Below are 25,336 nucleotides of genomic sequence, written 5' to 3'. Positions count from 1 at the left end.
TCCCGGCTCGAGCCGAAATAGAACGATATGGGTACCGAGTGCACGTACTGCAACAGCGATATCGAACGACACGATCCCGTCTACGTGAACGAAGGCGAGAACGAGAGCACCAACCAGACCGGGCAGTTCTGTAACTACGCCTGTCTGGACAGGCACATCGAGGAGGAGAGCCTGATGTCCGGTGACGCCTGTGAATGGTCACCGGAATCCTGAGCCGAGGTCCCTACCGGTACTCGAACACCAGTCTGAGAACCATCGCCGTGTGACTCACTCGAGCAACGCGGTCGGCTCGAGCGACTGCGACGGGGCCGCGAGCCAGTCGGGTCGCTCACCCTCGGCATTCACGGCCAGCACGTCGGCGATCCGAAGCCAGTCGTCGTCGACGCGTGCGGCCACGTCGAGTCGCGCGACGGTCCCGGCATCCAGCGAGTCGCCCCCGTCGATCGGCCGCTCGCGAGCCTCGAGCCCGACGCCCGAAACCCGCGTCTCGATCGCGTCGCCGTCGCCGAACCCGAACGAACGTACCTCCGCCTCGAGGTCGGCTTCGACGGCGGTGACGGACTCCGGACCGGCGGTCAGCATCGACCGCGCCGAGCGAAACGACTGGGTGACGGCGACGTGAACCCGTCGCTCTCGGCCGCCGTCGGCGTCCACGACCAGCGTCCGAACCAGCCCGCCGTAGTAGCCGGCCGGCCCGCGCGGTGCAGTCTCGAGGACGATCGGCTCGCCGGGCCGAAGCGACTCCGCGTCGGTTCCAGCGCTCGAGTCCGGATTGACCGCGGTGTTGCCGTCCGGAAACGCGCCCGAACCGACGACGGCCTCGTCGATGGCGATCCGCAGCCGATCGGGCGTCAACAACTCGGGCTCGGACCCTGCATCGGCGCTCGCAGCGGTCGCGAGTCGACCGTCGATCACCGTCGCGTCGGCCAGCACCGACGCCGCTCGCCGAATCCCGGCGCTCGCCGCCCGCTGAGCTGTCGCGATCCGTTCGCGCTCGCCGTCCGTTTTCGTTGCTCGCGCCCGCTCGAGCGCGTCGGTCGACGCCAGTTCGAACTCCTCTCCCTCGAGGTAGAGCGCGGCGTCGTGTGGGACTCGCGGCGGCGCGAGAACCGCGCCCTCGAGCCCGCGCTCGGCGAGCGTCGCGGCGAGGCGATCGGCGGGATGACCGCCGGCCCCGTCGGCCGCCGAGCGGACGAGCCACTCGCGCTCGACGCCGTCATATGCGACTGCGGTGACGCCGCCCGCTGGCGTTGGACAGATGTACTGAATCCCCGGATCGCGGTCGGTCCCGACGTGAACGAACGCGATCGCGTCGCGCTGCTCGAGCGTGTCGGAGAGAACGGTTGTCGCGTGGTCACGTCGCTCGCGGGCGAGGTCGATGGTCGCGCTCGAGGCGGCGGGGTCGGATGGTCGGTCGCGCTCGAGACTGCGTTCGTTCCCACCGGTCACGGCGCTTCGGCTTCGGCCTCGAGTTCCTCCGCGTCCGGTTCGTCCATCGGCTCCTGGGCCAGTTCGATCAGTTCCTCGAGGGTCGAATCGGTCAGCCGGTTCTTGAGCAGGACGTCGATCGGCAGCGTGGGCGCGCCGTCGACGAGGTTCTCGAGAAGGACGAGCCGCTCGCGGGCTCGAGACATGCCGACGTAGAAGACGCGGCGTTCGTTGTCGGTCAGGACGGGAACGGGCGAGGAGGTCTTGGTGAACTCCTCGCAGCCGGGGATGTCGGTGGGGTCGTCGACCGTGGCGACCATCTGCTCGACGACCTTCTCGGTGAGGTCGGTGCCGACGAAGACGTGGTCGGCTTCGCGACCCTTCGCGGAGTGGATCGTGCCGACGCGGACGCGATCGGTGTCCATCCCCTGGTACTCGCCGATCGCGAAGTAGGATCGGACGCTCTTCTTCTGGAAGTTCGTGACCTTCCGGAGCATGTCCGAGGCGGAGGCCGGGTCGGGCATGAAGGGTGCGTGGTCTTCGATAACCCCGGCGGGGATCATGAGTTCCTCCAGGTCCTCGATACCGGCTTCTTCCTGACGCTCATCGATTTCGTCGAAGAGGGCGTCGCGTTCGTTGGTACCGAAGGCCGAATCCTGCAGCATGTCCGCGAGTCGACGGGCCTGCAGGCCGGTGACGTCCTCGCCAGCGTCGAGCGCCTCGACCGCGTAGACGTACTCCGTGAGTCGGTCGGTCCACATCCGCTGGTCGGTCAGCGACGTGAAGGGGACGCCCTCGGTGATAAACTCGTCGATGAACTGGAACATCTGGTAGCGCGCCCGGAACAGCACCATGATGGTGCCGTCGCCCTCGACGAGCGCCCGGCGGACCATCCGGACCACGTCGAGCATCGACGCGTTCGTTTTCGCCTCCACGGCTCCGCCTTCCGTCCGCGGCTTGAGGTCCTTGTCCTGACGCTGATCGATGTGGCGGATCTCCTTGTTGACCGCGTTGAGGACGTTCGACGGCAATCGGTAGGAGTTCGGCAGGATGACGTCCTCGTCGACCTCCTCCTCGAGCAGGAGCGCGGGATCGGCTCCCTGCCAGGAGTAGACGACCTGATCGTCGTCGCCGGCGATCAGGACCTGCTTCATGTGGGGTTTCCACTCCTGATAGACATCGTACTGCAGCGTGGTGATGTCCTGAAACTCGTCGATCACCAGGTAGTCGACGCTGGGCAGCAGCGAGCGCTGCTCGACTCGCTCGAGCATGTCCGCGAAGCCGATCTTGCCTTCGTCGCCCTTGTAGGTGCGCCAGGCGCGAATCGCTTCGGGGATGTCGATCCGGTCGTCGTCGCTGGGCCAGGTCGGGGTGTACTTGTTGCCCTCTTGGGCGTTGTCGTCGATCTCGGGCGGGAGTCGAACCTCCTCGTCGTCCCACTGGAAGGGGACGTCGTACCAGTCCGAGACCTCGCGGCTGGTCCGCTGGAGCCACTGGCTCGTCGCGATGATCTTGTTCCCGATCGTCGTCGACCGGGCGGTCCGGCGGCCGGCGCCCGAGTACTCGTCTTCGTAATCGATACCGTACTGATCGCAGAAGTCCTCTTTGTCGGATTCGCCGATAACGTCGGCTCGGGAGAGATCGAGCAGTTCGTAGGCCTTCGCGTGCATCGTACAGACGTTGCCCTGCAGGGCGCGCGGGCTCTCGTCGAGGCGGTCGGCGAGGCGTTCTCGAATTTCTTGGGCCGCCGCTCGCGTATACGAGACGACGAGAATGTCGCGAAAGGTGACGCCGTCCTGCTCGAGGATATCTTCGACGCGGTCGAGAAGGGCGGTCGTTTTCCCGCTTCCCGGACCACCGAACAGGCGGGTAACCGTCGTGTCCGTCGGAGTCATTGTAGCCAAACAAGAGCGCGACACCTATAAGTGACGTGGGTTTTCTTCGACAGAAACGAGCGGTTATGGATCGCGCGGCGAGCGGGCGTCTCGGACGTTGGCACCGTCGCGGATCTTGTCCTGACAGTCCGGACAGACGCGCGGATCGTCGACGCCTCGCGGGGTGAACACCCGGGCGTATCGTTCGGTGACGAACGCACCGCAGTTCTGGCATTCCGGCATAGTTCTTCTCACTACGATTTGGCCGGCAACAGGTTATAATTGTGTCGGAATTGGTATTATAAAAACGTGAAAGCGGCGTGGTCAAAGATCGTCGCGGTTCGTTCGACGCGTCACCGACCGAGACGAGTTGCGACGATACCGTACGCGGTCCCGTCGGGACGCGACGAACCGAAGAACGTGTACGACGGTGCTGATTTCCGACAGCGCCGGCCCTTACGTCGCGGGTTCCCACCCGCAGACGGTACAGGAACTGGCGGACGTATCGTGGAGACCGCCACAGTCCGGACACTGCTTCTTGTTATAGTCGTGATCCCACCCTACTTGTTCGACCGAGTGACCGCGATCGGACAGGAATTGATCGATGACGTCGTCACCGGCATCACTGGGTGAGGTTGCCATAGGTGTGTGAATGCACACCACGCTATTAAATCGTTGGGTCGGTGAAGATCCTGCCACCTCCGCGAGGCCACGGGTCGTCGCAGCGACGACGGAAGTAGCAGCCTCCCGGAAGACGGGGTTAGCCGCCCCAAACGACGGAGTGAGCCGCCCGCCAGTGCCGGTGGATGAGACGGTCCGCTGTACCGATATCCCGGCGGAATCGCGGGGCGGTTCGCGATTGCTCCGGAACTGCCTGGCAACCGACCGTCCGGGAGCATTCGACCCGCGTCCTTTTCTCGCACTCGGCCGAACGGTACCGTATGAGCGACCTGCGCCTCGACGCGACCCAGCTCGATCGTTACTCGAGACACGTCATCATGGACGAGATCGGCCCCGAGGGCCAGCAGCGACTGCTCGAGGGGAGCGTCCTGATCGTCGGTGCCGGCGGACTTGGCTCGCCGGCTATCCAGTATCTCGCAGCGGCCGGCGTCGGTCGGCTGGGAATCGTCGATGACGACGTCGTCGAGCGCTCGAACCTGCAACGACAGATCGTCCACGGCGACGCCGACGTCGGGCGGCCGAAGGTCGAGAGCGCCGCCGACTACGTCGACCAACTGAACCCCGATATCGACGTCGAGACCCACGAAACCCGCGTTACCGCCGCAACCGTCGGGTCCCTGGTCGCCGAGTACGACGTCGTCCTCGACGCCAGCGACAACTTCGCGACCCGCTACCTGCTCAACGACCACTGCGTCCTCACCGAGACGCCGCTGTTTCACGGCGCAATCTACCGGTTCGAAGGGCAGATCACGTCCTTCACTAACGACCGCGGCGGCGACGGCCGCGGCGACGCGGACGGAGACGAAACGTCGCCGCCGTGTTACCGCTGTATCTTCCCCGAAGCGCCCGAACCCGGGACCGTTCCGGACTGCGCCACCACGGGCGTCCTCGGCGTCCTCCCCGGCACCGTGGGCTGCATCCAGGCGACCGAGGTCGTCAAATACCTGCTCGAGAAGGGCGACCTGCTCGAGGGGCGCCTCCTGCTGTACGACGCGATGGACATGACTTTCGAGGAGGTCCCGGTTCAGCCGAACCCGGCGTGTCCGGTCTGTGGGGACGACCCCGAAATCGAATCGGTCTCGGACGTGGCCTACGAGGGCACCTGCGAGATTTCGGCCGACTGATACGGACTGCTGTAACGATGTACCGGCGCGCCCGCAGATCGGATCGCAGTCGCGCCGCAAATGACTGACGGCAGTCCGTATGAGCGGAGCGAGACGCGATCGGAGTGAGGGACTCGGAAAGCAAGCGGTGACCGAAGGGAACCGTGAGCAAAGCCACGACGATCGGTTCGTCCGCCCGCACGCCGCCGCGGTGACGACAGTTACGGGGTGCCGACGTGCCGGCGTCTGCCGTTCAAGTAGACGAGCGCCGAGAGCCAGAGCGCGACGATGGAGGTATCCCGAACCCGAGCGGAACCGGAGACCACGTTCACTGACTCGCAGCGAAGCGACCGACGCTCGAGCGGGCGACGGCCGTCAGCTCCAGCGCGCCGGCGAGTGCGAGACAGGAGACGAACGCGGTTGTCCCCAGCTTGCCGCCCGCGCCGGCGAGGGCGGGTGCGACCGCGAGGTAGACGAGTCCACAGACGAGGCCGGCACCCGCGACCTGTCCCGTGGTTTCCAACCGTTCGGCGCTCGACATTCCCACGAACGAGGCACAGAAGGCGACCGCGGCCAGCGTCGGCCCCAGTTCCGGCAGGACCGGCGGGAACCCGACGCCGGCAACGACCCCCACCGCAGCGGAAGAGACCACCGAACTCATCCCGCCGCGAGTGCGCAGCGAGACGGTCGCGACCGCAGCGACGACGGCGACGGCACCGATCGCGGGTGCGAGCCCCCACTCGAGCGAGCGCCCGGCGGCGTAGTCGACATCCGTTAAGAACACCGCCGAGAGACAGCCGAAGAGCGCGAGCGTGCCGTATTTGCCGCCGAAGCCGCCGAACGATTCGGCCGTCGCGACGAACGCGAGTCCGGAAACGAGTCCCGCCAGCGCGACCCCCTCGAGCGAGGGAAACACCGCCGGCGAGGCCATCCCGACGAACGACCCGCAGTAGGCCGCGCCGTCGATCCGCGGGAACCCGAGGCCGACAATCAGTCCGACGAGCGCGGACGCGAGAACCGGACCGAGATCGGCGTGGACGCTCAGCCCGTAGGTGAGCACCGCCGCGGCCGGGACCGCGAGCGCGTCGACGGCGTCCGTGCGATCGAATCCGGTCGCATCGAACTCCCAGCCACCCGTATCGAGCGTCCAGAGACGGTGGCGCTCCATCGCGGCGACGACGGTTCCCGCGAGAACGACCCCGAACTGGACGCTCAGCAGTCCAATCGGCGGGTCGGTCGGCGCACGAACGGCACCGAAGAGCAACGCGGCGGGCGTCACGACCAACGCGAGATATCCAGCGATCTGAGCCGGCCCGTACACACTCCGACTCGGCCGAGGGGAACCGAGAATATTTCGATTCGAAACCAGACGGCGTGTCAAGCTGCAGTGGTGACCACCTCAGCTCCGCAACAGGCCGCCATCGATCGGGATCTCGACCCCGTTGACGAAGCTCGCGTGCGGACTCGAGAGGAAGGCCACGACGTCTCCGAGCTCTCTGGGCTCGCCAAGGCGGTCCATCGGAATGTCGCTCGCCAGTTCGGTCAGCCCCGCCTCGTAGTCGTCGTAGGTGCCGCGCTCGATGCCGGACTCGACGAGTTCCTCGATCCGGGCCGTCTCGATCGTCCCCGGCAGGACCGCGTTGGCTCGAATCTCGGGCGCGAACTCCCGTGAAATCGTCTTGACGAGACCGATCACGCCCCGTCGGACCGAGTTCGAGAGCAGGAGGCCGTCCGCGACCTCTCGAACTGTTCGCGAGGTGATGCACGTGATCGTTCCGTACTCGGACTCGAGCAGGTGCTCGTGGCTCTCCTCGATCGTCCAGACGACGCTCATCACCAGCAGGTCGTAGGCCTGATACCAGTCCTGTTCATCGGTCTCGAGGAAGGTCGTACTCGGCGGGCCTCCCGAAGAGGTGACGAGGTGATCAAGCCCCCCGAACGCGTCCACCGTCTCGCGGACGAGTCGGGAGACGTCGTCGGGATCCGTGAGGTCGGCCCGGACGGCGAGCACGTCGCCCGTCCCCGTCGCGTCGAGTTCGTCGCGCGCGTCCTCAAGTCGGTCCGCGTCCCGGCCACAGATCGCGACGTTCGCGCCCTCCTCGGCGAGCGCCTGTGCGCTCGCGAAGCCGAGGCCGCTCGAGGCGGCGGTCACCAGCGCCGAATTGCCGTCGAGTTCGAAGTCCATACCCGTGCCGACAACCGGGGCGTACAAATCTCTCGGGGAGCCGGCAGGCAACCGATACGCCACCGTCGGTAGCGATAGTCGGCCGACCAGCACGGGTGACGGAGCAATCACTGTGATCGACGCGCACACGACACCCGCGAGCGTCCGTCGAGAGCGAGCGGCCGACCGCGACTACGAGAGGTGGGCGGTGACGTCGGTCGAGGAGACCATCCCGACGTAGTCGTCGTCGACGACCGGAAGGTGTTTGATACCGTACGTGGTCATCATCGCGGCGATTTCCTCCATGTAGAGGTCCGGGGCGGCAGTCTCGACATCGGTCGTCATCACGTCGGCGACCTGCAACTCCGTGATATTCCGGCCGTCAGCGACGGCATCGAGAACGTCTGTACTGCTGATAATCGCTCGCGGTGAGTTCCCCACGACCAGTGCGCTGATGTCCTTCTCGCGCATCCGCTGTGCTGCTTCCATTACCGTTGCGTCCTTCGAGATCGTCTCCAGGGGCGTTGACATCACGTCTTCGACGGTGACTCTGTCGTCGGCACTCATATCCGTACGCACGGACACGGGAGGTATGACGTTTTCCGTCGAGTCGGCAGATCGCGACTCGACGAACGGTATCCTCCCGGTGAGCGGTTCCAAGAGACCGGGGAGGTGAACAGGAGATAGAAGACGGTGGAGCCCCTCGAGGACGACACAGTTGAAGCGATATCCATCCATCCCGCGCGTCGAGAATGCGCCCCGCGAACTCTTCGATGACGGGCATCTCTGGCTCCTCGAGAAAGTCGACGGGGCGAATTTTCGGTTTCGGTTGCAGCGGTCGGGGCTCGTCCGCTTCGGCGATCGAGACCGGTGGTTTTCGGATCCGGACGCGATTCCGGAACCGTACCACCACGCCGTCCGCCACGTTCGGGAGCGGCTCGACCGGGACGCGCTTCGACGCGCCGTCGACGACGTCGAGTCGATCGTCTTCTTCGGCGAGGCGATGCACCGGCACGCGATCGAGTACGAGTGGGACCGCACCCCGTCGGTCCTCGGGTTCGATATCTGGTCGGACGAGAACGGCGGGTTTTACCCGCCCGATACGACCGAACGGATCTTCGAGCGGGTCGGGCTCCGGCCCGTGAACGTCTTCGAACGCGAGCGGCACACGCGAGATTTCGATCCGGAGTCGTACGCCGTCCCGCAGTCGAACTGGTACGACGGGCCCGCCGAAGGCGTTATCATTCGGAACAAACGGGGACAGCGGGCGAAACTACTCCATTCCGCGCACCGAGACAACGAGGAGACGACTCCGGTCGACGCGTCCGCTCCGGAGCTGGCCGCGACGTACGCGACGCGACAACGGATGGAGAAAATCGCGAGGCTACTCGAGGACCGCCAACAACCCGTGACCGTCGAGACGCTCCACGAGCGCGTCCTCGAGGACATCGTTCGCGAAGCGCACGACCGGCTCTATCGCGGGAACGGAACCGCCGAGATGGACCAGTTTCGATCGGAGGTCGGACGGTTAGTCCGACGGTTTCTCGAAAAGCGCTACGAGTAGTCGTACGGTTTGCAGCGGCGAGACGTTTTAGTCGTGATGGCGAACGCGGACCATTCCCTCCGAGGTCACCCCCACGATCAGCGGCGTCGATATCTGCCGGCCGGAGACGGCCGACCCCGCGGCGTCACCGACGACTTTCATCAGATCCGGCGCGGTGTGGTCGACCTTGACGCCGGCCTCGTCGCAGGCGTCGTACACCATCTGGGGCACGTCGTAGAGGTCGGTGCCAGCGGGGACGCGAACGCGGACCGGCGCGCGAAGCGCCTCCGCAAAGGCGACGGTTTCGCGGGCCTTCGAAACGTTTTCCCGAGCGCTGGACTCGATCGAGGAGACGTTCGCCCGCGAGGTCCCCAGCGCCTCGGCGATGTCGGCCTGCGAGACGCCGCGTTCGCGCAACGCGAGCACCTGCGCCTGCCGGTAGGTCAGGACGCTGGTCTCGGGATCGAACCCGATCTCCTCGAGGAGTTCCCCGACATCGTCGATCACGGCGACTGCCCTCCCCCGAATCCGCAGGCTCGCGTGTGCATAGTACTATACTCTAGCTTTCGGCGGGATCAAAGCTTCCCCGGTCTCGACACCGGGCTGCTACGGTTTCGGCACGGTGGCTACGGTTTCAACACAGCTGCCACGGCCTCAACACGGCTGCCACGATTTCCGCGCTGGACCGCCACGCCTCCGTCTGCGGTCGAGAACGATCCGGGCTCGTGAGAGAACGGAGCGAACCGCAACGCCGGTCGTTAGTCGGCCGATTGGCCGGGTGCGGTGTACTCGTTTTCAGTCGGCGTCTCGGTCCCGGAGCGACGCGCCTGCCGGAGCAGCGAGCGGACGAATCGACCGACGTTCGCGGGGCCGTCGTGCGGTCCCGGCGAGCGGTAGGAAACGATCAGCGACCACATCGCTGCGACGCCGAGCGAACCGAGCGCAGAGAAGCGCATTCCCATCGTCGCATACGTGACGGCGTAGACCGCGCCGATCGTCATCGACGGCACGCTCGAGGCGAGCGGGATGTTCGCGGTCACGTCCCGCACCGTCGGTGCGAGGAAGACGATCGAGAGGACGCTACCGGCCAGGAAGATCAGGTCTTGCCACATCATACACATTTCTAACTCGGACATGAGTAAATACTTCTCGGTATCAGATCGGGGTCGACGTGTCGGCCGAACCGTATATAACGGTCGGGAGACAGACGGCGAGCATGAACGTTTCCGCGGCCGCCGAGACGTGTCAGGACGTCCTCTCGGAGACCCAGACCGCAGTCATCGGCGACCAGCAACGCTTCGAGACGATTCTCACGGCCATCGTCGGCGGGGGTCACGTCCTCCTCGAGGACGTGCCCGGGACCGGGAAGACCCTGACGGCGCGGACCCTCGCGACGGCGCTCGACCTCGAGTTCAAGCGGATTCAGTTCACGCCCGATCTGCTGCCGGCCGACATCACCGGCACCCACGTCTACGACGAGCAGGCCGGCGAGTTCGAGTTCGAGGAGGGACCGATCTTCGCGAACGTGGTGCTGGCCGACGAGATCAACCGCGCGCCGCCCAAGACCCAGGCCGCCCTGCTGGAAGCAATGGGGGAGAAACAGGTCTCGATCGGCGGCGAGACGCGCGAGCTTCCGGACCCGTTCTTCGTCATCGCGACGCAAAATCCCGTCGAGCAGGAGGGGACCTTCCCGCTGCCGGAGGCACAGGTCGACCGCTTCATGGTCAAGACGACGATCGGGTACCCCGACCGCGACGGCGAGCTCGAACTCCTCGAGCGACGGGCGAACCGGGAGACCCGGACGCCCGACGTCGGCAGCGTCGTCGACCGCGATGCGGTACTCGATCTGCAGACCGTTCCCGAATCGATCAGCGTCGACCCCGAGATTCGAGAGTACCTCGTCGACGTCTGTCGGGCGACCCGCGAGGACGAGCGCGTCGAGGTCGGTATCTCACCGCGCGGTCTCCAACGACTGTTCGAAGCGAGTCGCGCTCGAGCGACGATCGCGAGCCGCGATTACGTCGCTCCGGAGGACGTCCGCGCGGTCGTCCACCCCGTGCTGGACCACCGCATCGTCCTGACGACGGAGGCGGACGTCCGCGACGTCGATCCTCGCTCGATCGTCGAGGGTGCGCTGAACAGCGTGCCGGTCCCATCGATGGGAGACTGAGCGGTACCGGTGACATCCCTCGCGACCGCCGCGTCTCTGGCTCGTATACCGCCGAGTGTTCGATACAGGGGAGCCACGTATTACTCCAGACAGGTCATCCGGATGCAGTGGCGCGCGCTGTACCGCGGTGAACTGCGAGGCCTGAACGAAGTGAAGGCCTCGATAGTGTGAGCGGTGACCGCAGGGAACCGCGAACCACCGGTGAACCGCGGTCCGAAGTCGTGCGAGGGATGAGTGAGCGAGTAGAACGAGCGAACGAATCGGCTGGGGAGGGCGTGGCGATCCCCTGTTGCCACGATAGCAGGACGCTTCGTCACACGAACCCCCGTCAGAACCCACGCTTCCATTCACAGATCGAGCTAGTGATTACGCGGAGAGGATCAATCGAAAACGGCGACGGCTCAGTACTCGAGGGGCCATCGCTCCGCCTCGAGCCCCGAAATCTCGTCCGAAACGCCGTCGGCGAGGCGATACTCGCGCCCCTCGCGGACGACGGTCCCCTCGCGCTCTAAGTGCTCGAGGTGGGCGTAGGACTCGCCGGGGCCGTGGAGGATATGGATGCTGTCGAGTTCGCCGAACAGCTCCGCGCTGACGGTCCACGTCTCACAGGGCCCCGTTCGATCCAACGCGTCGAGCACCCGCCAGGAGCGCTCCTCGTGGTGGTCGATGATGTACTGCGCCCGCCCGGTGGGGTCGGCGATCGGATCGCGGTGGCCCGGCCACGCGCGGTCGTAGTCCGCGTCGACCATTCCCCGCAACGCGCGGAGGTACTTCTCGAGCGGTCGGTCGACGCGGACGTCCGCGCCGCCGACGTTCGGCGTATATACCGGCAGGAGCGTATCGCCGGAGAAGACCACCCGCTGGCCGTCGATCTCCGCCTCGAACATGCTGAGGCCGGCCGCGTGGCCGGGCGTGTGAACGACCTCGAGTTCGGTCCCGTCGACGGCGAACGTCTCGCCGTCCTCGAAGGGGGTGACGGTCGGCGTCTCGACGGTCGCCTCGTCGTGGACCATCCGCTCGAGGAGGACCTCCTGCTTGGCCTCGGGCATCCCCCACTCCTCGAAGTAGCGCTTCTGGCGGTCGTACATCGCGTCCCAGGCATCGTCGTCGCCCTCGATGAGCGCCGCGTCGGCGGCGTGTGCGTACACCTCAGCACCGCTTTCGGCCTGAATCTCGCCGGCCAGTCCGCAGTGGTCGTGGTGCCAGTGCGTGAGAAAGATCCGGTCGACGTCGGCGAGTTCGAGTCCCCGATCGGCGAACGCCGCCTCGAGTTGCTCCCGAGTCGTCGGCATCCAGTCGCCGGTATCGATCAGTACCGTTTCGTCTCCGTCCGCGAAGAGATAGGCGTTGTTGTCACCCTCGAACGCCGAGTTCGATAGCGAAATGCGTTCCATGCACCCACATCTCACGCGAACCGAGAAAACGTTGTCTGAAGCGGAACGATGTGGATCGATGATCGGACCCCTGCCGGTGACCGACGGTCCCTAGCCGTGAAGGTCCCTAGCCGCGAAGCGCCCACGTCACGAGGACGACCGCGAACAGTCCCGCCCCGACGGCGACGGCCGCGAGGGCCGGGTCGGTGATCGACACGTCGGTCACGCCCCACCGGGAGAGGGCAACCGCCCCGCCGGCGACGACGCCACCCGACAGCACCGTCCCGCCGACGTGGACGAGTTCCGCTCGCATCGTCGCCGCGTCGCGGCCGAGTTCCGTCCTGATTCCGTCCGCGTACTCGCCGATGTCCCAGAGGACGAACGCCGCCGCTGCCGTCCAGATCGCCGGCTCGAGCCGGCCGACGACCGCGAGGCCGATCGCCAGCGCGAACACCGAACCCGCGGCGAGCGCGGCGGCGATCCCCCGCCGGGGAAGCACGCGGACCACTCGCAACATCGTCACGGTCCACAGCAGCGAGGAGAGCGAGCCCAGCGCGAGGATCAACACGATCGCCACCAGCACGAAGGCGGGAACCGAGGTGAGGAATTCGAGGACCGACGGCGGTGCCACCCCGCCGAGGCCCGTCGTCAGCGCCGTCCGAATTTCGGCCTCGAGCGCCGAGCCGGCGAGCGCCCGTGCGAGCACGAGCGCGACGAGTGCGCCGCCGACGATCGGCGCAAGCAGTCGGGCGATCACGGCGGCGGGGCCGCGACCGGCCGCGCGGCGGGCCCGCTCGAGGACGAGGATCGCGACCGCGATCGCCGCGAGGGCGAGCAGTGCAACGCGGAGGTCGGCGGTCGTGACGAGCGTCGCGACGGCGTCGCCGACCGGTGCCGGCAGTTCCGTCCGCAGGTCGACCGGCGTCACCGTCGGTCCCTCGAGTCGATCGACGGCGAGCGGTGCGCCGACGGCGGCGATCACCAGCGCGATCGCCCCTCGAATCGAGAGCGAACACCCCCGGCGAACGGCGTCGACGGCCGTGGCAAGCGCGTCGCGGCGATCCGGCGGGACGAACCGCTCGAGCGGTACCGCAGCGAGCGCACGACTCGAGAGGACGGCGGCGACGAGCATCAGGCCGGCGAACGACACCACCGTCCACGGCTCCGGCGAGGTGACGAGAGCGGCCCAGAGCCGCCCGACCGTGTCCGTCACGGCCGCCGCGGCTCGAGCGCGGAGGTCGGCCCGCGGAACGATCGGCACGGCGGCGACGGCGGCGACCCCGATCGCGGCGAGGGTCGTCCCCGTCGACCCGCGTCGAACGCCGCCGCGTCCGAACCGCTCCCACGAGATCAGCCCCGCGGCGAACGCGGCGACGACGAGCGACCAGACCGCCGCGCCGGCGATCAGCCCGACGCCGGACGAGGTCAGGGCGAGCGCGCCGGCGAGGAGGGCCGGCGACGAGACCAGGACGGCGGTCGGGACCGCGAGGATCCCGCCGATTCCGCGGACGAGCGGTCGCCGGCTCGCCAGCAGTGCGGTCGTCACCGCCGCCGCCAGTCCGGCACCGACCGCGAGCGCCGCCAGCTCGAGACCGACCAGCGTCGCCCCGACCGCGAGGCCGACGGTCAGCGTACAGCAGAGCATCGCCACGTCGCTCGCCGTCGGTCGGCGCAGCGCCCGCCGAAGGCCCCGAATTCCCGACCCGAGGCTCTCTCTCCCTGTCTCGAGCGCAAGCGCACGCTTCGATTGCGGTCCCGTCGCCGCCCCCGCTGATCCCGCCGCGTTCGAGTCGCGCGCGTCCGGACTGCCCCGACCGTCCCGACCGGCCGAGCCGGCGATCGTGTCTCCCGTCACGGCGATCTCCCTCCGGATCGGCCGGAGCCGGCACGAAACGCCCGCGCCAGATCGACCGAGAGCGGGTCCTCGAGCTGCCAGTCGACGACGGTCGTCCCGAGCCCGCGGAGCTCGTCGACCCGGTTGGCCCGCTGCAGGCCGGCGACCTGCATGCCGGTCGTCACCGTCGACGCGACGCCGGTCGTCAGGTCGGGCGAGACGACCGTCACCGCCCGCCCGCGGGTCCGCAGCGTCTCGACGAGATCGACCGCCCCCGCCTCCGACAGCGGCGTACAGAAGACGACCTGTGCGCGCCGGGGTAATCGCCGCTCGAGATCGACCGCGAGCGAGCTCTTGTCGGATCGGGAGTCCGCTGCTCCCTCACCGCCGTCGGAACGCTGTTCCGACAAGGATCGAGAACATGTCGTTCCCTCACCGCCGTCGGAACGCTGTTCCGACAAGGATCGAGAACATGTCGTTCCCTCACCGCCGTCCGCGATCGGCCGATCGGTCGCCGATCCCGGGGGCGAGGCCGAGCCCGATGGCGACTGGGTCGCCGCGTCCTCGAGCGCGTCCTCGACACGGCTTCGAGTGTCCGAACCACCGCCGGGCTCGATCCACGTGTCGCCGGAGAGGGTCACGAGACCGGTTCGATTACCGTCCTCGAGCGAGGCGACGACGCCCCGGGAGGCGGCGTAGAGCGTCAGGTCGTACGAATCCGGCCCGCCGCCGGGGGCGTCGCGATGCACCGACGCGCGGTCGTCGATCACGAACACGATCGTCACCGCCCGCTCCTCGCGGTATTCGACGGTCGCGAGATCGCCCGTCCGGGCGAAGCGGTGCCAGTCGATTCGGTTCATCGGATCGCCGCGGCGGTACTCCCGGGTCGAGAAGAACTCGACGCCGCTCCCGCCGTCGTCGGTCGGCGTCTGGCCGACGTACTGGATCGTCCGGTCCTGGAACGGGAACGAGTCGAGCAGCGTCTCGCAGGTGAACCCGGTCTCGCCGGCCGGTTCGAACTCGTCGGTCGTCACCGCCGTCGCCGACAGCGACCGACAGCGGACCGTCGCCGTCCCGAACTCGTACTCCCCGCGCGGCGGCGTGAGTTCGTACTCGTGGGTAACGGTCTCACCGGGCCGAACGGCCGTCGCGAACGCGGGCGACCCGGTCGTCACCGGCACGTCCGCGGGCGGGTGATCGACGACACGAACGTCCGACGCGACCCGGTCGCTCTCGTTGGTCACCGACAGCGTCACGGTCACCGACCGACCCGGTCGCACGCGGGCGTCCTCGATCGCCCGCTCGAGGCGCAGGCCGGTATGAGAACCAGCAGAACCGCCCTCCGCGTCGGTTTCATCGGGAGCGTCGCCAGTAGCGTCGGCGTCGGCATCCGCTTCGCCCTCGCCACCGCCGAGAGTCGGGACCGAACTCACCTCCCCGACGAGGGCGAACCCGAGCGACACGACGCCGAGGAAGAGCAGGGACGGGAGGCCGAGCACGACCGCGAGCAGCGCGGTCACCAGCGTGACGACGAGCGCGCCGTGCCAGCGAGCCTGGCGGATCGCGTCCGTCACGCTGTGCCCTCCGCGTCGGCCGTCTCCGTCCGCTCGCTCGCGGATGTCCCCGCTGGTGCCGCCGGTGCCGCGACCGACGGCGTCGACTGCACCCGCTCGATCTCGTCGATCGCGTGCTCGAGGCTCCGGACGACCGGATCGGCCGCGCTCACGAGATCGAACAGCCAGAGCCACAGCGGCGTCGACGGACCGTCCGGGCCCCCGAGGAAGGCGGCCGCGCGGGGGTCATCGGTCCACGAACCGGCCTCGATCGCGGCCATCGCGTCGTCCTCGGTCAACCCCGCCCGATTCGCGTAGGCGGTCGCGGCGACGGGGCGCAGCGATTCGACGAGCCGTCGGCGGGCGTCCTCCCGCGCCGACCGCGACTCGTCGTCGTACGCCGTGGCCTGCTCGAGCCACCGATCGAACGATTCGCCGACGATCCGCCGGCGCGCGGCCCGATCGTCGAACCGAGACGGATCGAGATCCGACCCGGCCGTCGGTTCGACCAGCGGCGACGTCGCCGATGACCGGAGTCGGCCGGCGATCCCCAGCGTCGGTGCGAACACCACGAGCACGAGCGCCATCGCCAGCACGACGAGCGCGGGATCGAGCGCCGAGAGCACCGCCTCGAGTTCGGGCACCCGCTCGAGTACCAGTGCCGGACGAACGGCCATCGCCGCGCCGACGGCGAGCGACGCCGCCGCGAGAACCGAGACGATCGCGAGTCCGGTCGTCGACGGCGATCTACTCATCGGGATCACCCGACGAGTCACTCCCACCACCATCGGTTTCATCGGCCGATTCGAGCGCGTCGCGGAGCCGATCGTGTGCGGTCGCCGTCCGCTCGAGGTAGGCGTCCGGATCGCGGTCGCCGTACTCCACGTCGCGGAACGAGTCGGTGATCGTCTCGACCGGCTCTCCGGGTGCCCCGGCGTCGGTCGCGCTCCGGGCGACGTCTCCGGGGGTCGCGGTCGCGACGCGGGTTCGGTACATCGGCGACGCGTCGATGACGCTCTCGAACGCCCGCCGGATGCGTTCGCGAGCGCCGGGCTGTGCGTCGCCGGCCGCGTCGGTATCGGTCGCCGCTTCAGCACCGCCGAACAGCGACGTCGACACCGACGAGCCGACCTCCCGTGCGCGCGTCCGTGCCGAGCGGATCGCGTCCGTAATCGTCGCGAGAACGAGCCCCGGCAAGTCCGCGATCGAGCGCAGGCCGCGCAATGCAACCAGCGCCCGCTCGAGGGCCTGTGAACAGGCGACGACGCCCGCCAGCGCGAGCGAGACGAGTCGCCCCGGGATCGCGAGCAGCGTGCCGATCGGATCCTCGCGCGTGTAGAACACGTAGCCGACGATCAGCGTGGCGACCACCACGAGGCCGGCCGTCACTGCGCGGTCGGAGACGGAGTCAGTCAGCGACGAGTCGTCGCCGTCTTCACCGCCGTCCGAGTCCTCCGAGTCACTCCCGTCGTCCGCTTCGCTCTCGTCAGCACCGGCGTCGGACCCGTCCTCGCCTCGCGCGGCGGACGTCTGTCCGTCGGCCCCGCCCGCTTCTTGCTCGCTGGTCGATTGATCGCCGTCCGTCCCCCCGCTGCTCGAGCCCGTTTCACCGCCTCCGTCGGTCGAATCCGTCCCGCTCGAGTCGTCAGTCGAGTCGGTTCCATCGGAGCCGTCAGTCGAGCCGGCCCCATCGGAGCCGTCAGTCGATCCCGTCTCGGCCGAGCCATCGGTCGAACCGGTTCCATCAGAACCCTCAGTTGAGCCGCTCCCATCAGAGCCGTCAGTCGCTCCCGTCTCGCCGGAACTATCAGTCGAACCGGTTTCACCCGAACCGTCCGTCGAATCCGTCTCGCCGGATGTTCCGTCCGACTGCATCCCGGCGTCATCGCTCCCCTCGAGATCGTCCATCGAGGCGCCATCGACATCGGGACGAGGCTGGGACCCCGCGGAGCCATCCAGCAGATTGCTGAGTACACCGCCGATGAGCGGACTGTCCGCGAGACTGGCCATGAAACCGGAATCCAGTCCCGACGTTCCGCTCGAGCCGGACGCAGCGCTGCCGGCAGCGGCCGCCGATGACGTGGTCGTTTCACCGGACGCCTGCCCATCGGCCGCACCATCGAAAATGCCACTCGCCGGCGAGTCCGACGCGAGGGTGGGCAACGCCCCTGCTGCGAGAATCAGTCCGCCGATCGCACAGACGAGCGCGATGACCGAGAGTAACTGACGGCCACTTCGAGATCCACTCCCCATCGATTACCGTACAGTAAACAGAATCGATATTTACATCTTGTTGCCATCGGATCGAGAATCGCCCGAACGGGCGTCCGGACTCCGTGAGAATCCACCGCGTCGACTGTCCACTCGAGGCGGGTGTTAGGAGCCCCAGAAGTTATCGCGGCTGCCGAGTCGCTCGCGCTGCGGGCCGCCATCATCGTCGCTCGCACCGGTTTCGTCGTCGATGACTGCATCCTCTTCCGTCTCCGCGCTCTCGTCTCCGTCCGCTTCCGCGTCTGCCGCTTCGGCTTCGTCGTCGTCGGGATCCATCGGCAGGATCTCTAGCTCCTCCGCTCGTGCGTGATTGCTGTGTACCCGCGTAATCTCGACTCGAGCGCGGGCTTCCGGTAAGATACCGTCGACCATGACGATGAATCCGTCCTCGGTTCGGCCGACGCCGGCGCCGCTTTCGTGCATGTCGACGACGTCGATGACGACTTCCTCGCCCGACTTGACCGGCTGGGTCTTGAGATCGTCGATCGGCTGATTGTATTGGTTGCACCACTCCTTGCCACCCCGGTCACCGTAGTGTTGACATCCCATTCCCGAGATCCGTTCGGAGAATTCTGGGCAGTCATCGGCGAGTGGACAGTCTGCCATGAGCGGCACTACCAGCGGTGGCGTTAAACCGTTTCCGTCTTCCGGATCGCGAACGAGAGCGGGCGAAACACTGGTAGCCATCCGTTGGAGAATCGACTGCAGACATAACGAATTATGAATGGTATTTGAAAGATGGTAACTGAACGCCTTCTGGGTGACGGGCGGTTTCGAAAAGGTTTACGGTATGGACGTTGCAGTGATGGATGATGAAAATTCTCGTTACGGTCAAAGAGGTATCGACCGTCGAAGACGAGTTCGAAATCGAGGGAACCGAAATTGCCGACCAGTACCTCGGTGCCGATCTCAATGAGTGGGATGACTACGCGATCGAAGAGGCCGTCCAGCTCCAGGAAGACGGTATCGCCGACGAAGTCGTCACCGTCACCATCGGTCCGGAAGAGTGCGAACAGACCATCCGACAGGCCCTCGCAAAGGGCGCCGACCGCGCCGTCCGCGTCTGGGACGACTCCCTCGAGGGCGTCGACCTGCTCGACGTCAACGCCAAGACGGAGATCCTCAGCGCCGTCATCGAAGCGGAAGATCCCGACCTCGTCCTCTCGGGCGTCCAGGCCGGCGACGACAGCTTCGCCGCGACCGGCGTTTCCGTGGCCGAGAACCTCGGCTTCCAGTGGGGCGCCGTCGTCAACCACCTCGAACACGACCTCGAGGAGGGCGTCGCCTCCGTGCGCCGCGAACTCGAGGGCGGCGTCGAGGAGCTCACCGAACTCGAGCTCCCGGCCGTGTTGACGATCCAGACGGGGATCAACGAGCCCCGCTACGCCAGTCTTCGCGGTATTCGGCAGGCACAGCGGAAAGAACTCGACGTCAAGGCCCTCGCCGATATCGGCGTCGACGAGAGCACTATCGAATCCGAACTCGACCTGACGGCCATGTACGAGCCCGAAAGCGAGAGCGACGCGACCTTCTGGGAGGGCAGCGCCGACGAAACGGCGTCTGAGCTGGGAGAACTGCTCCGCGACAAGGGGGTGGCACAATGACGGACGTCCTCGCGGTCACGGACCACCGCCGCGGCGACCTGCGCGACGTCAGCTACGAGATTATCACCGCCGGGCGCGAACTCGCCGACGAAACCGGCGGCGACCTCCACCTCGCGGTCATCAGCGGTACCGTCGACGACTTCGCCGACAAACTCAATCGCGACGGCGTCGACGCTATCCACACCGTCTCCCACGGCGAGGAGTTCAACCACGACGTCTACACGCAGGCGATCACGCAGCTCTACGACGACCTCGCCCCGCAGTACGTCCTGACGCCCAACAGCGTCAACGGGCTCGACTACGCCCCCGCCGTCGCGAACCAGCTCGATCTCCCCGTCGTCACCGACACGATCGACCTCGAGACTGACGGCGAAACGCTCGTCGCCACCCGCGAGATGTACGGCGGCAAAGTCGAGACGACCAACGAACTCGAGGGCGAGGCGGTCGTCACGATCCGAAGTGCCGAATGGCCTCAGGCCGAAGGCACCGGCGACGCGTCGATCGAGGCCTTCGACGCCGACATCGACGAGGACGCCATCGGCTCGACGGTCAGCGGCTTCGAAGAGGTCGGCGGCGGCGACGTCGACATCAGCGAGGCCGAACTCCTCGTCTCGATCGGCCGCGGGATCGAAGAAGAGGAGAACCTCGACCTGATCCGCGACCTGGCGGACGCGCTCGGTGCGACGCTGTCCTCGTCCCGACCGATCGTCGACAACGGCTGGCTGCCCAAGAATCGACAGGTCGGCCAGTCCGGGAAGGTCGTCACGCCCGACGTCTACATCGCCATCGGTATCTCCGGCGCAGTCCAGCACGTCGCCGGCATGAAGGGCTCCGATACGATCGTCGCGATCAACACGGACCCCAACGCGCCGATCATGGACATCGCCGACTACGCGATCGTCGACGACCTCTTCGATGTCGTCCCCGAACTCATCGACGAGTTCGAAGGCTGAGCAGGCGTCACGGTCGATTCGAGTCGATTTTTTGCAGTCGCGGTATCTCGAGGTTGTCGAGCAAGCGATAGTACCGCGAGCGAACGATTTCGCGGCGCGAAGCGCCGTGGACAGGCGAACGGCGGAGTCGTTCGAAACGCCTTCGGCGTTTCGTGATGACGAGAGAGCTTTGCTCTCTCGAACCACCGTGAGCCAGTGAGCGAGCGGCATTTTTTGGTCGAGATTTTGCGCCAGCGCGGGACCGGAGGTCCCGCGTGACGTGCGAACGGGCGCTTCGCGCCCGTGAGCAGAGAGTGGTGAACGCAGTGAACCCGAACGCAAAAAAGGTCGGTACAAAAGGGTCGTGGATGATCCGTTAGCTACTTTTCCACCGCATCCTAAGCCCGGGTGATGGAACTGCTGGAGCGCCGACGGGCGCTGATCGAGACGCGTCTCGTCGAGGTGGTCGAGGGGGTCGAACCCGAGACGCTCTCCGAGGAAGTTCGCCACGTCGCGCTCTCCGGGGGAAAGCGCGTCCGACCGATGGTGACACTGCTGGCCTGCGAAACCGTCGGCGGACGGGCCGAGGACGCCGTGGAGTTCGGCGTCGGGATCGAACTCGTTCACACGGCGTCGCTGGTCATCGACGACATCATCGATCGCTCCGAACTGCGACGTGGGACGACCAGCGCCTGGGCCGAGTTCGGCCACGGGCCGGCGATTATCACGAGCGACGGACTGCTGGGCGAAGCCTTCGCGCTCTTTTCCGCCGATCCGGACGCGACCCGGGTCGTCGCCGACGCGATGGTCGAACTCGGCGTTGGCGAGGCGACCGAACTGTCGGCCGAACCCGCGAACGAGGACGAGTACATGACCCTCGCTCGGCGCAAGACCGGCGCGCTATTTCGAGCCGCGGCGGAACTCGGCGCGATCGCCGCCGACTCCGACCCCGTTACCGTCGACGCGCTCGGCGAGTACGCCGAACGGGTCGGCGTCGCATTTCAGATCAGGGACGACGTGTTAGACGCCGTTGCCGATCCAGAAGCGCTGGGCAAACCGACCGGCCACGACGCCGCCCTCGAGCGGCCGTCGGTCGTCCAGGTGACCAAGCTCACGCCCGAGGAGGCGAACGATCGCGCCCGCAGCGAAGTCGACCGGGCGATCGAGGCCCTGGACCGGGTCGAGGTCGCCGATCCCGACGCGCGAAAGTACCTGCTCGAGCTGGCGGAGTTCGTCGTCGAGCGCGAGCGGTAAGGACGGCATCGTCATAGAGGCGGCCCACAACAAGAGGCGATGCGAGGTTAGACCCGCTCAGCTCCCCGCGTCCCTTCCTCTCGGTCCGAGTCGGAAAACCGCGATTCCGCGACGGCGAACGTGAGCGTGCTCACGATTCCCAGGAGCGTTCCCGCCGTCAGCGCTGCCGCGAGATATGCTATTTCGACGTCGCCGAGGAAAAACGCGCTCACCGCGTGGAGAACGACCGCGATCGAGAGCACGTAAAACGGCGCGTTGAGGTATCGCCACTCGAGCGAGCCCGCGATGTACTCGTCGGTGATCTGGCCGAGGCTGGTGGTCAGCCCCGCGGCGGCGAACCAGTGGATCGAGCCGTAGACGAGCGCGGCGAGCATAACGGGGACCCCGAGGTCGCCGGATGTCGATCGACGGACTGACTCGAGCGTGTCCATGCCGCTGACGCCGCCGAGAACGAACAGGGCAGCAGCAACGATGTACGCCAACAGAGTCGTCCGCCCGGCGTACAGCGAGCGGCGGGCGCGTTCGACGGTCGCGTCCAGTCGGTCGCCGAGACCGAGCCCGCGCGAGATGAGATAGAGCCCGAGCAGCGCCGACGTCGTCCCCAGCACGAACCCCGGCAGGTTCAGGAAGGTCCCGATCAGCGCGAGCGGATAGATCAACAGCAGGATTCCCAGCGGAATGAGCACCGTTCCGCGCGTTTCGGGGTCGTTCAGCACTTGCTTGATCGTGTAGTACATCGACTCTAAGTTCTGCGCCTGTCGAACGACGACCCGCCGGACGCCGTCGATGGGGACCCGCGAGCGGATGATCGGAATGACGGACTCGTCCTGGGCCCCGTCGGTGACCACGAGTGCGGTGACGTCCTCGCCGGTCGAGAGGCTCGCGAGGACGGTGTCGACCTCGTCGCCGACCTCGCGGTTGGCGCTGACGTCGCCCTGGTCGTTACCGGTGACGACGGCGACCTCGACGCTCTCGTCGCGCTCGGTGAGGTCGTCGTAGACGTGCAACCCCTGAAAAATGACGTTGACGTCCGAATCCTCCGGGTCGGCGGTCGCGAGGGCGACGGCCGCTTCCTCGACGGGCTCGCGACCGATGACCGGCGTCGAAAAACCGGTCTTGCGGCCGAGGTCGTCGTCGAGGTCGACACAGAGGACCAGCAGCATCGGGTTGTGGTTGCACGCCGCGGTATTTCCGTCTTCTGGGACGGAGAACGGATCAGTCAGTCGACGCGAACCCGTGTATCGGCGTCGATCAATCAGCGCGAGAACCGTGACCGAATCGAAGGTCGGGTGAATAGCGGTCGGGCGAACGGCAATCGGAGCGAACGACGGCCGAGACGAATCGTGTCCAGTCGACTCAGGGAGTGCCGTCAGTCTCGGTTTCACCATCGATCGCGAGTCCGCCGTCAGCGTCGGCAGTCGCAGTTCTGACGCTGTCGATCTCGAACCGTGCGCCGCCGGACGACCCGTCTCGAGCCGTGATCGACCAGTCGTGGGCCGTCACGATCCCGTCGACGATCGCCAGTCCGAGTCCGGTTCCGTCCGCCTCTGTCGTATACCCGAACTCGAACAGCGATTCGCGATCGGCCGGCAGTCCCGGTCCCGTATCCTCGACGTAGAACCCGTTCGGACGCGTCTCGTTGCCGGCAGCGTGATCGCCCGCCTCGAGCGAGCCGACGGTGACGACGATGGGGTTGGCCCCATCATGGTCGCCGTCCGTCTCGTGTTCCTCGGTGTCGTCAGCGCGGGAATCGAGTTGATCGCCTGTCGAGCGATGCTCGACGGTGTCCTGACGAGCCTGCGAGTCGGGGCTCGTGGAACTGTGTTCCACGGGGTTCTGCTGAGCCTGCGAAGCAGGGTTCGTCGAGCTATGCTCGACGGCATTTCGAAACAGGTTCTCGAGCAGCGTTCGAATCCTTGCTTCGTCACCGTAGATCTCGATATCCGTATCGATCTCGAGGCGAGCGTCGCCGGTATCGACGGTCGACCACGCTTCCCGAGCCGCCGACGCGAGCGGGAGCCACTCCTGCTCGCCGATCGTCTTCCCCTGGCGGGCCAGTTCGAGCAGTCCGTCGACGAGTTCCTCCATCCGCGACAGCGACCACCGCATTTTGTCGACGTGTTGGCCGTCGGTCCGCTCGTCGAGCAGTTCGAGGTGTCCCTGGGCGACGTTCAGCGGGTTCCGCAGGTCGTGGCTCACGAGGCTGGTGAACTCCTCCAGCCGGTCGTTTTGCCGCTCGAGTTCGCGCCGGTAGTGACGCCGACGGGTGATGTCGCGGATGGCGTGGATCGTCCCGGCGAACTCCCCGTCCTCGAGCGGGAGCAACTTGGTATGGACGTCGTGAACGAGCACCGTGTCGTCGGCCGAGTAAAACTGAATCTGATACTTCGCTCGGTCGCGGTCGCTTGTCGAGGAGAGGAGTGTCCGTACCTCCTCGGCGTACTTGGACATCACCTGCTCGTCGTAGTAGCCGCGGTCGACGAGTTCCGGGAACGGCGTTCCGAGTAGCGCCGCCTTCTCCTCGGCGAACGCGTCGGCGAACTCGTCGTTACACCAGTCGATCGACCCGTCGGCGTCGAGGATGAAGAGGGCGGTCGGTGCGAGTTCGATAATTCGTTCGTACTGCGCGAGTTCGCGTTCGCGTTGCTTCCGCGACGTAACGTCGCGGATGACCGCCGTCGAGCCGGCAAACTCGCCGGTATCGTCGGTGATGACGGACACGTTGGCCTCGTAGACGCGCTGCCCGTCTGTGGAGGTCTCGAGAACGCATTCGAAGTAGTCCGACTCTCCGCCGCCGGAATGCAGTTGGTGAACCGTCTTGATACCGCGCTCGAATGAGTCTCTGCTGATGAACGTCGAAATGTGACTGCCCACGACGCGGTCGTGGTCGACGTCGAGGAGATCGCAAAACGCGTCGTTCGCGATAGTCACGCGCCCCGCGTCGTCGAGGACGTACATCGCGTCGGAGGCCGTCTCGACGAGCACGCGGTACTGCTCGAGCTCGCGTTCGCTCTCGCGTCGCGCCCGGTCGGCGCGGCGTTTCTCGACGGCGTTTTCGATTCGGTTCGCCAGCACGGTGTACTGATCGCTGGTCCCCTTCTGAAGGTAGTCGGTGACGCCCGCCGAGATCGCTTCGCTCGCGATCGTTTCGGACCCCTTTCCGGTAAACAGAATGAACGGCATCGTCCGATCGCGCTTTCGGACCGCCGCGAGCAACTCGAGGCCGTCCATGTCGGGCATCTCGTAGTCGCTGACGATACAGTCGATCTCACGATCGGGCTCCGCGTGACCCTCGTCGAAGACGGCCAGCCCGTCGCGACCGCTTCGCGCGGTCTGCACGTCGATGTCGTCGTTGCGACGCTCGAGAACGGTGGCGGTCAGCTCGCGGAAGTCTGGGTCGTCGTCGACACAGAGAACGTGGATCCCGCCAGTCATCAGATACCCATCATTAGGGACGAGACGTATAATAGTGTATGGCCTATCAGATCGGCGAGTACCGTCGCCGCACCCACGAGATGGACCAACAGGGCACAGCGACGCTGCGGATTCGCA

24 protein-coding genes are annotated in these 25,336 nt (G+C 66.6%); 7 read left to right on the top strand and 17 right to left on the bottom strand.

Going from position 1 to position 25,336, the window contains the following annotated elements:
* Positions 1-27: 27 nt before the first annotated feature.
* On the top strand, positions 28-213 hold the full coding sequence (locus CP556_RS09600; RefSeq protein ID WP_098725409.1) for a hypothetical protein: 186 nt from the start codon (positions 28-30) through the stop codon (positions 211-213).
* A gap of 54 nt (positions 214-267) precedes the next feature.
* Here the strand turns inward: CP556_RS09600 and CP556_RS09595 are convergent, their stop codons facing one another.
* The 4 genes from CP556_RS09595 to CP556_RS09585 all read right to left on the bottom strand — a co-directional run bounded on the left by CP556_RS09595 (position 268) and on the right by CP556_RS09585 (position 3,944).
* Entirely contained in the window at positions 268-1,449 is a 1,182-nt protein-coding gene (locus tag CP556_RS09595) for a M24 family metallopeptidase (protein ID WP_394340732.1), read from the bottom strand.
* A complete protein-coding gene (locus CP556_RS09590; RefSeq protein ID WP_098725408.1) occupies positions 1,446-3,323 on the bottom strand; it encodes a UvrD-helicase domain-containing protein in 1,878 nt (625 codons plus the stop codon). Before CP556_RS09590 ends, CP556_RS09595 begins: the two co-directional genes overlap by 4 nt.
* A gap of 63 nt (positions 3,324-3,386) precedes the next feature.
* Positions 3,387-3,545 carry a DUF7563 family protein gene (locus CP556_RS25920; protein ID WP_176548162.1) on the bottom strand — a complete coding sequence of 53 codons (159 nt, stop codon included), beginning with the start codon at positions 3,543-3,545 and terminating at the stop codon, positions 3,387-3,389.
* A 213-nt stretch (positions 3,546-3,758) separates the two neighbouring features.
* A complete protein-coding gene (locus CP556_RS09585) occupies positions 3,759-3,944 on the bottom strand; it encodes an HVO_0416 family zinc finger protein (RefSeq protein WP_098725407.1) in 186 nt (61 codons plus the stop codon).
* Between the two features lie 299 nt (positions 3,945-4,243).
* Here CP556_RS09585 and ubaA point away from each other — a divergent pair, with 299 nt between their 5' ends.
* A complete protein-coding gene (ubaA, locus tag CP556_RS09580; RefSeq protein WP_098725406.1) occupies positions 4,244-5,107 on the top strand; it encodes an SAMP-activating enzyme E1 in 864 nt (287 codons plus the stop codon).
* 307 nt (positions 5,108-5,414) lie between these two features.
* Here the strand turns inward: ubaA and CP556_RS09575 are convergent, their stop codons facing one another.
* From CP556_RS09575 to CP556_RS09565, 3 genes are all read right to left on the bottom strand, one after another.
* A complete protein-coding gene (locus CP556_RS09575; RefSeq protein WP_098725405.1) occupies positions 5,415-6,407 on the bottom strand; it encodes a hypothetical protein in 993 nt (330 codons plus the stop codon).
* Between the two features lie 78 nt (positions 6,408-6,485).
* Positions 6,486-7,271: an SDR family oxidoreductase gene (locus CP556_RS09570; protein WP_098725404.1), complete on the bottom strand. Its 786-nt coding sequence runs from the start codon at positions 7,269-7,271 to the stop codon at positions 6,486-6,488.
* 171 nt (positions 7,272-7,442) lie between these two features.
* Positions 7,443-7,817 carry a CBS domain-containing protein gene (locus tag CP556_RS09565; protein ID WP_176548161.1) on the bottom strand — a complete coding sequence of 125 codons (375 nt, stop codon included), beginning with the start codon at positions 7,815-7,817 and terminating at the stop codon, positions 7,443-7,445.
* Between the two features lie 151 nt (positions 7,818-7,968).
* Here CP556_RS09565 and CP556_RS09560 point away from each other — a divergent pair, with 151 nt between their 5' ends.
* A complete protein-coding gene (locus tag CP556_RS09560; protein WP_098725403.1) occupies positions 7,969-8,814 on the top strand; it encodes an RNA ligase family protein in 846 nt (281 codons plus the stop codon).
* 27 nt (positions 8,815-8,841) lie between these two features.
* Here CP556_RS09560 and CP556_RS09555 read toward each other — a convergent pair whose 3' ends face one another.
* Complete coding sequence (locus CP556_RS09555; RefSeq protein ID WP_098725402.1) at positions 8,842-9,300, bottom strand: Tfx family DNA-binding protein; 459 nt, start codon at positions 9,298-9,300, stop codon at positions 8,842-8,844.
* A 251-nt stretch (positions 9,301-9,551) separates the two neighbouring features.
* A complete protein-coding gene (locus tag CP556_RS09550) occupies positions 9,552-9,905 on the bottom strand; it encodes a hypothetical protein (RefSeq protein WP_098727350.1) in 354 nt (117 codons plus the stop codon).
* A 104-nt stretch (positions 9,906-10,009) separates the two neighbouring features.
* On the opposite strand from CP556_RS09550, the gene CP556_RS09545 reads away from it, so the two are divergent.
* The gene (locus CP556_RS09545) at positions 10,010-10,963 is read left to right on the top strand and encodes an AAA family ATPase (RefSeq protein WP_098725401.1); all 954 of its coding nucleotides are present in this window, start codon (positions 10,010-10,012) and stop codon (positions 10,961-10,963) included.
* A 401-nt stretch (positions 10,964-11,364) separates the two neighbouring features.
* On the opposite strand, the gene CP556_RS09540 is transcribed toward CP556_RS09545, so the two are convergent.
* The 6 genes from CP556_RS09540 to CP556_RS09515 form a co-directional block, all read right to left on the bottom strand.
* The gene (locus tag CP556_RS09540; RefSeq protein WP_098725400.1) at positions 11,365-12,357 is read right to left on the bottom strand and encodes an MBL fold metallo-hydrolase; all 993 of its coding nucleotides are present in this window, start codon (positions 12,355-12,357) and stop codon (positions 11,365-11,367) included.
* Between the two features lie 106 nt (positions 12,358-12,463).
* Positions 12,464-14,191, bottom strand: a complete 1,728-nt coding sequence (locus CP556_RS09535; RefSeq protein ID WP_176548160.1) for a DUF7519 family protein — start codon at positions 14,189-14,191, stop codon at positions 12,464-12,466.
* Positions 14,188-15,744, bottom strand: coding sequence for a DUF58 domain-containing protein (locus tag CP556_RS09530; RefSeq protein ID WP_098725399.1), 1,557 nt, complete (start codon positions 15,742-15,744; stop codon positions 14,188-14,190). The genes CP556_RS09535 and CP556_RS09530 overlap by 4 nt, the downstream gene beginning before the upstream one ends.
* Positions 15,741-16,478, bottom strand: a complete 738-nt coding sequence (locus tag CP556_RS09525; protein WP_098725398.1) for a DUF7269 family protein — start codon at positions 16,476-16,478, stop codon at positions 15,741-15,743. Before CP556_RS09525 ends, CP556_RS09530 begins: the two co-directional genes overlap by 4 nt.
* On the bottom strand, positions 16,471-17,976 hold the full coding sequence (locus CP556_RS09520) for a hypothetical protein (RefSeq protein ID WP_098725397.1): 1,506 nt from the start codon (positions 17,974-17,976) through the stop codon (positions 16,471-16,473). Before CP556_RS09520 ends, CP556_RS09525 begins: the two co-directional genes overlap by 8 nt.
* A gap of 123 nt (positions 17,977-18,099) precedes the next feature.
* A complete protein-coding gene (locus tag CP556_RS09515; RefSeq protein ID WP_098725396.1) occupies positions 18,100-18,600 on the bottom strand; it encodes a TRAM domain-containing protein in 501 nt (166 codons plus the stop codon).
* Positions 18,601-18,806: 206 nt separating this feature from the next.
* Between CP556_RS09515 and CP556_RS09510 the strand changes: the two genes are divergently transcribed.
* From CP556_RS09510 to CP556_RS09500, 3 genes are all read left to right on the top strand, one after another.
* A complete protein-coding gene (locus CP556_RS09510) occupies positions 18,807-19,598 on the top strand; it encodes an electron transfer flavoprotein subunit beta/FixA family protein (RefSeq protein WP_098727349.1) in 792 nt (263 codons plus the stop codon).
* Entirely contained in the window at positions 19,595-20,551 is a 957-nt protein-coding gene (locus CP556_RS09505; protein ID WP_098725395.1) for an electron transfer flavoprotein subunit alpha/FixB family protein, read from the top strand. The genes CP556_RS09510 and CP556_RS09505 overlap by 4 nt, the downstream gene beginning before the upstream one ends.
* A gap of 390 nt (positions 20,552-20,941) precedes the next feature.
* A complete protein-coding gene (locus tag CP556_RS09500; RefSeq protein ID WP_098725394.1) occupies positions 20,942-21,784 on the top strand; it encodes a polyprenyl synthetase family protein in 843 nt (280 codons plus the stop codon).
* 47 nt (positions 21,785-21,831) lie between these two features.
* On the opposite strand, the gene CP556_RS09495 is transcribed toward CP556_RS09500, so the two are convergent.
* Positions 21,832-22,947, bottom strand: coding sequence for a DUF373 family protein (locus tag CP556_RS09495; protein WP_098727348.1), 1,116 nt, complete (start codon positions 22,945-22,947; stop codon positions 21,832-21,834).
* 193 nt (positions 22,948-23,140) lie between these two features.
* On the bottom strand, positions 23,141-25,219 hold the full coding sequence (locus CP556_RS09490) for a PAS domain S-box protein (protein ID WP_098725393.1): 2,079 nt from the start codon (positions 25,217-25,219) through the stop codon (positions 23,141-23,143).
* Positions 25,220-25,336 lie beyond the last annotated feature (117 nt).

The sequence above is a fragment of the Natrinema sp. CBA1119 genome, from assembly GCF_002572525.1.
GTDB lineage: Archaea > Halobacteriota > Halobacteria > Halobacteriales > Natrialbaceae > Natrinema.
This window is presented reverse-complemented; position numbering and strand designations above follow the sequence as displayed.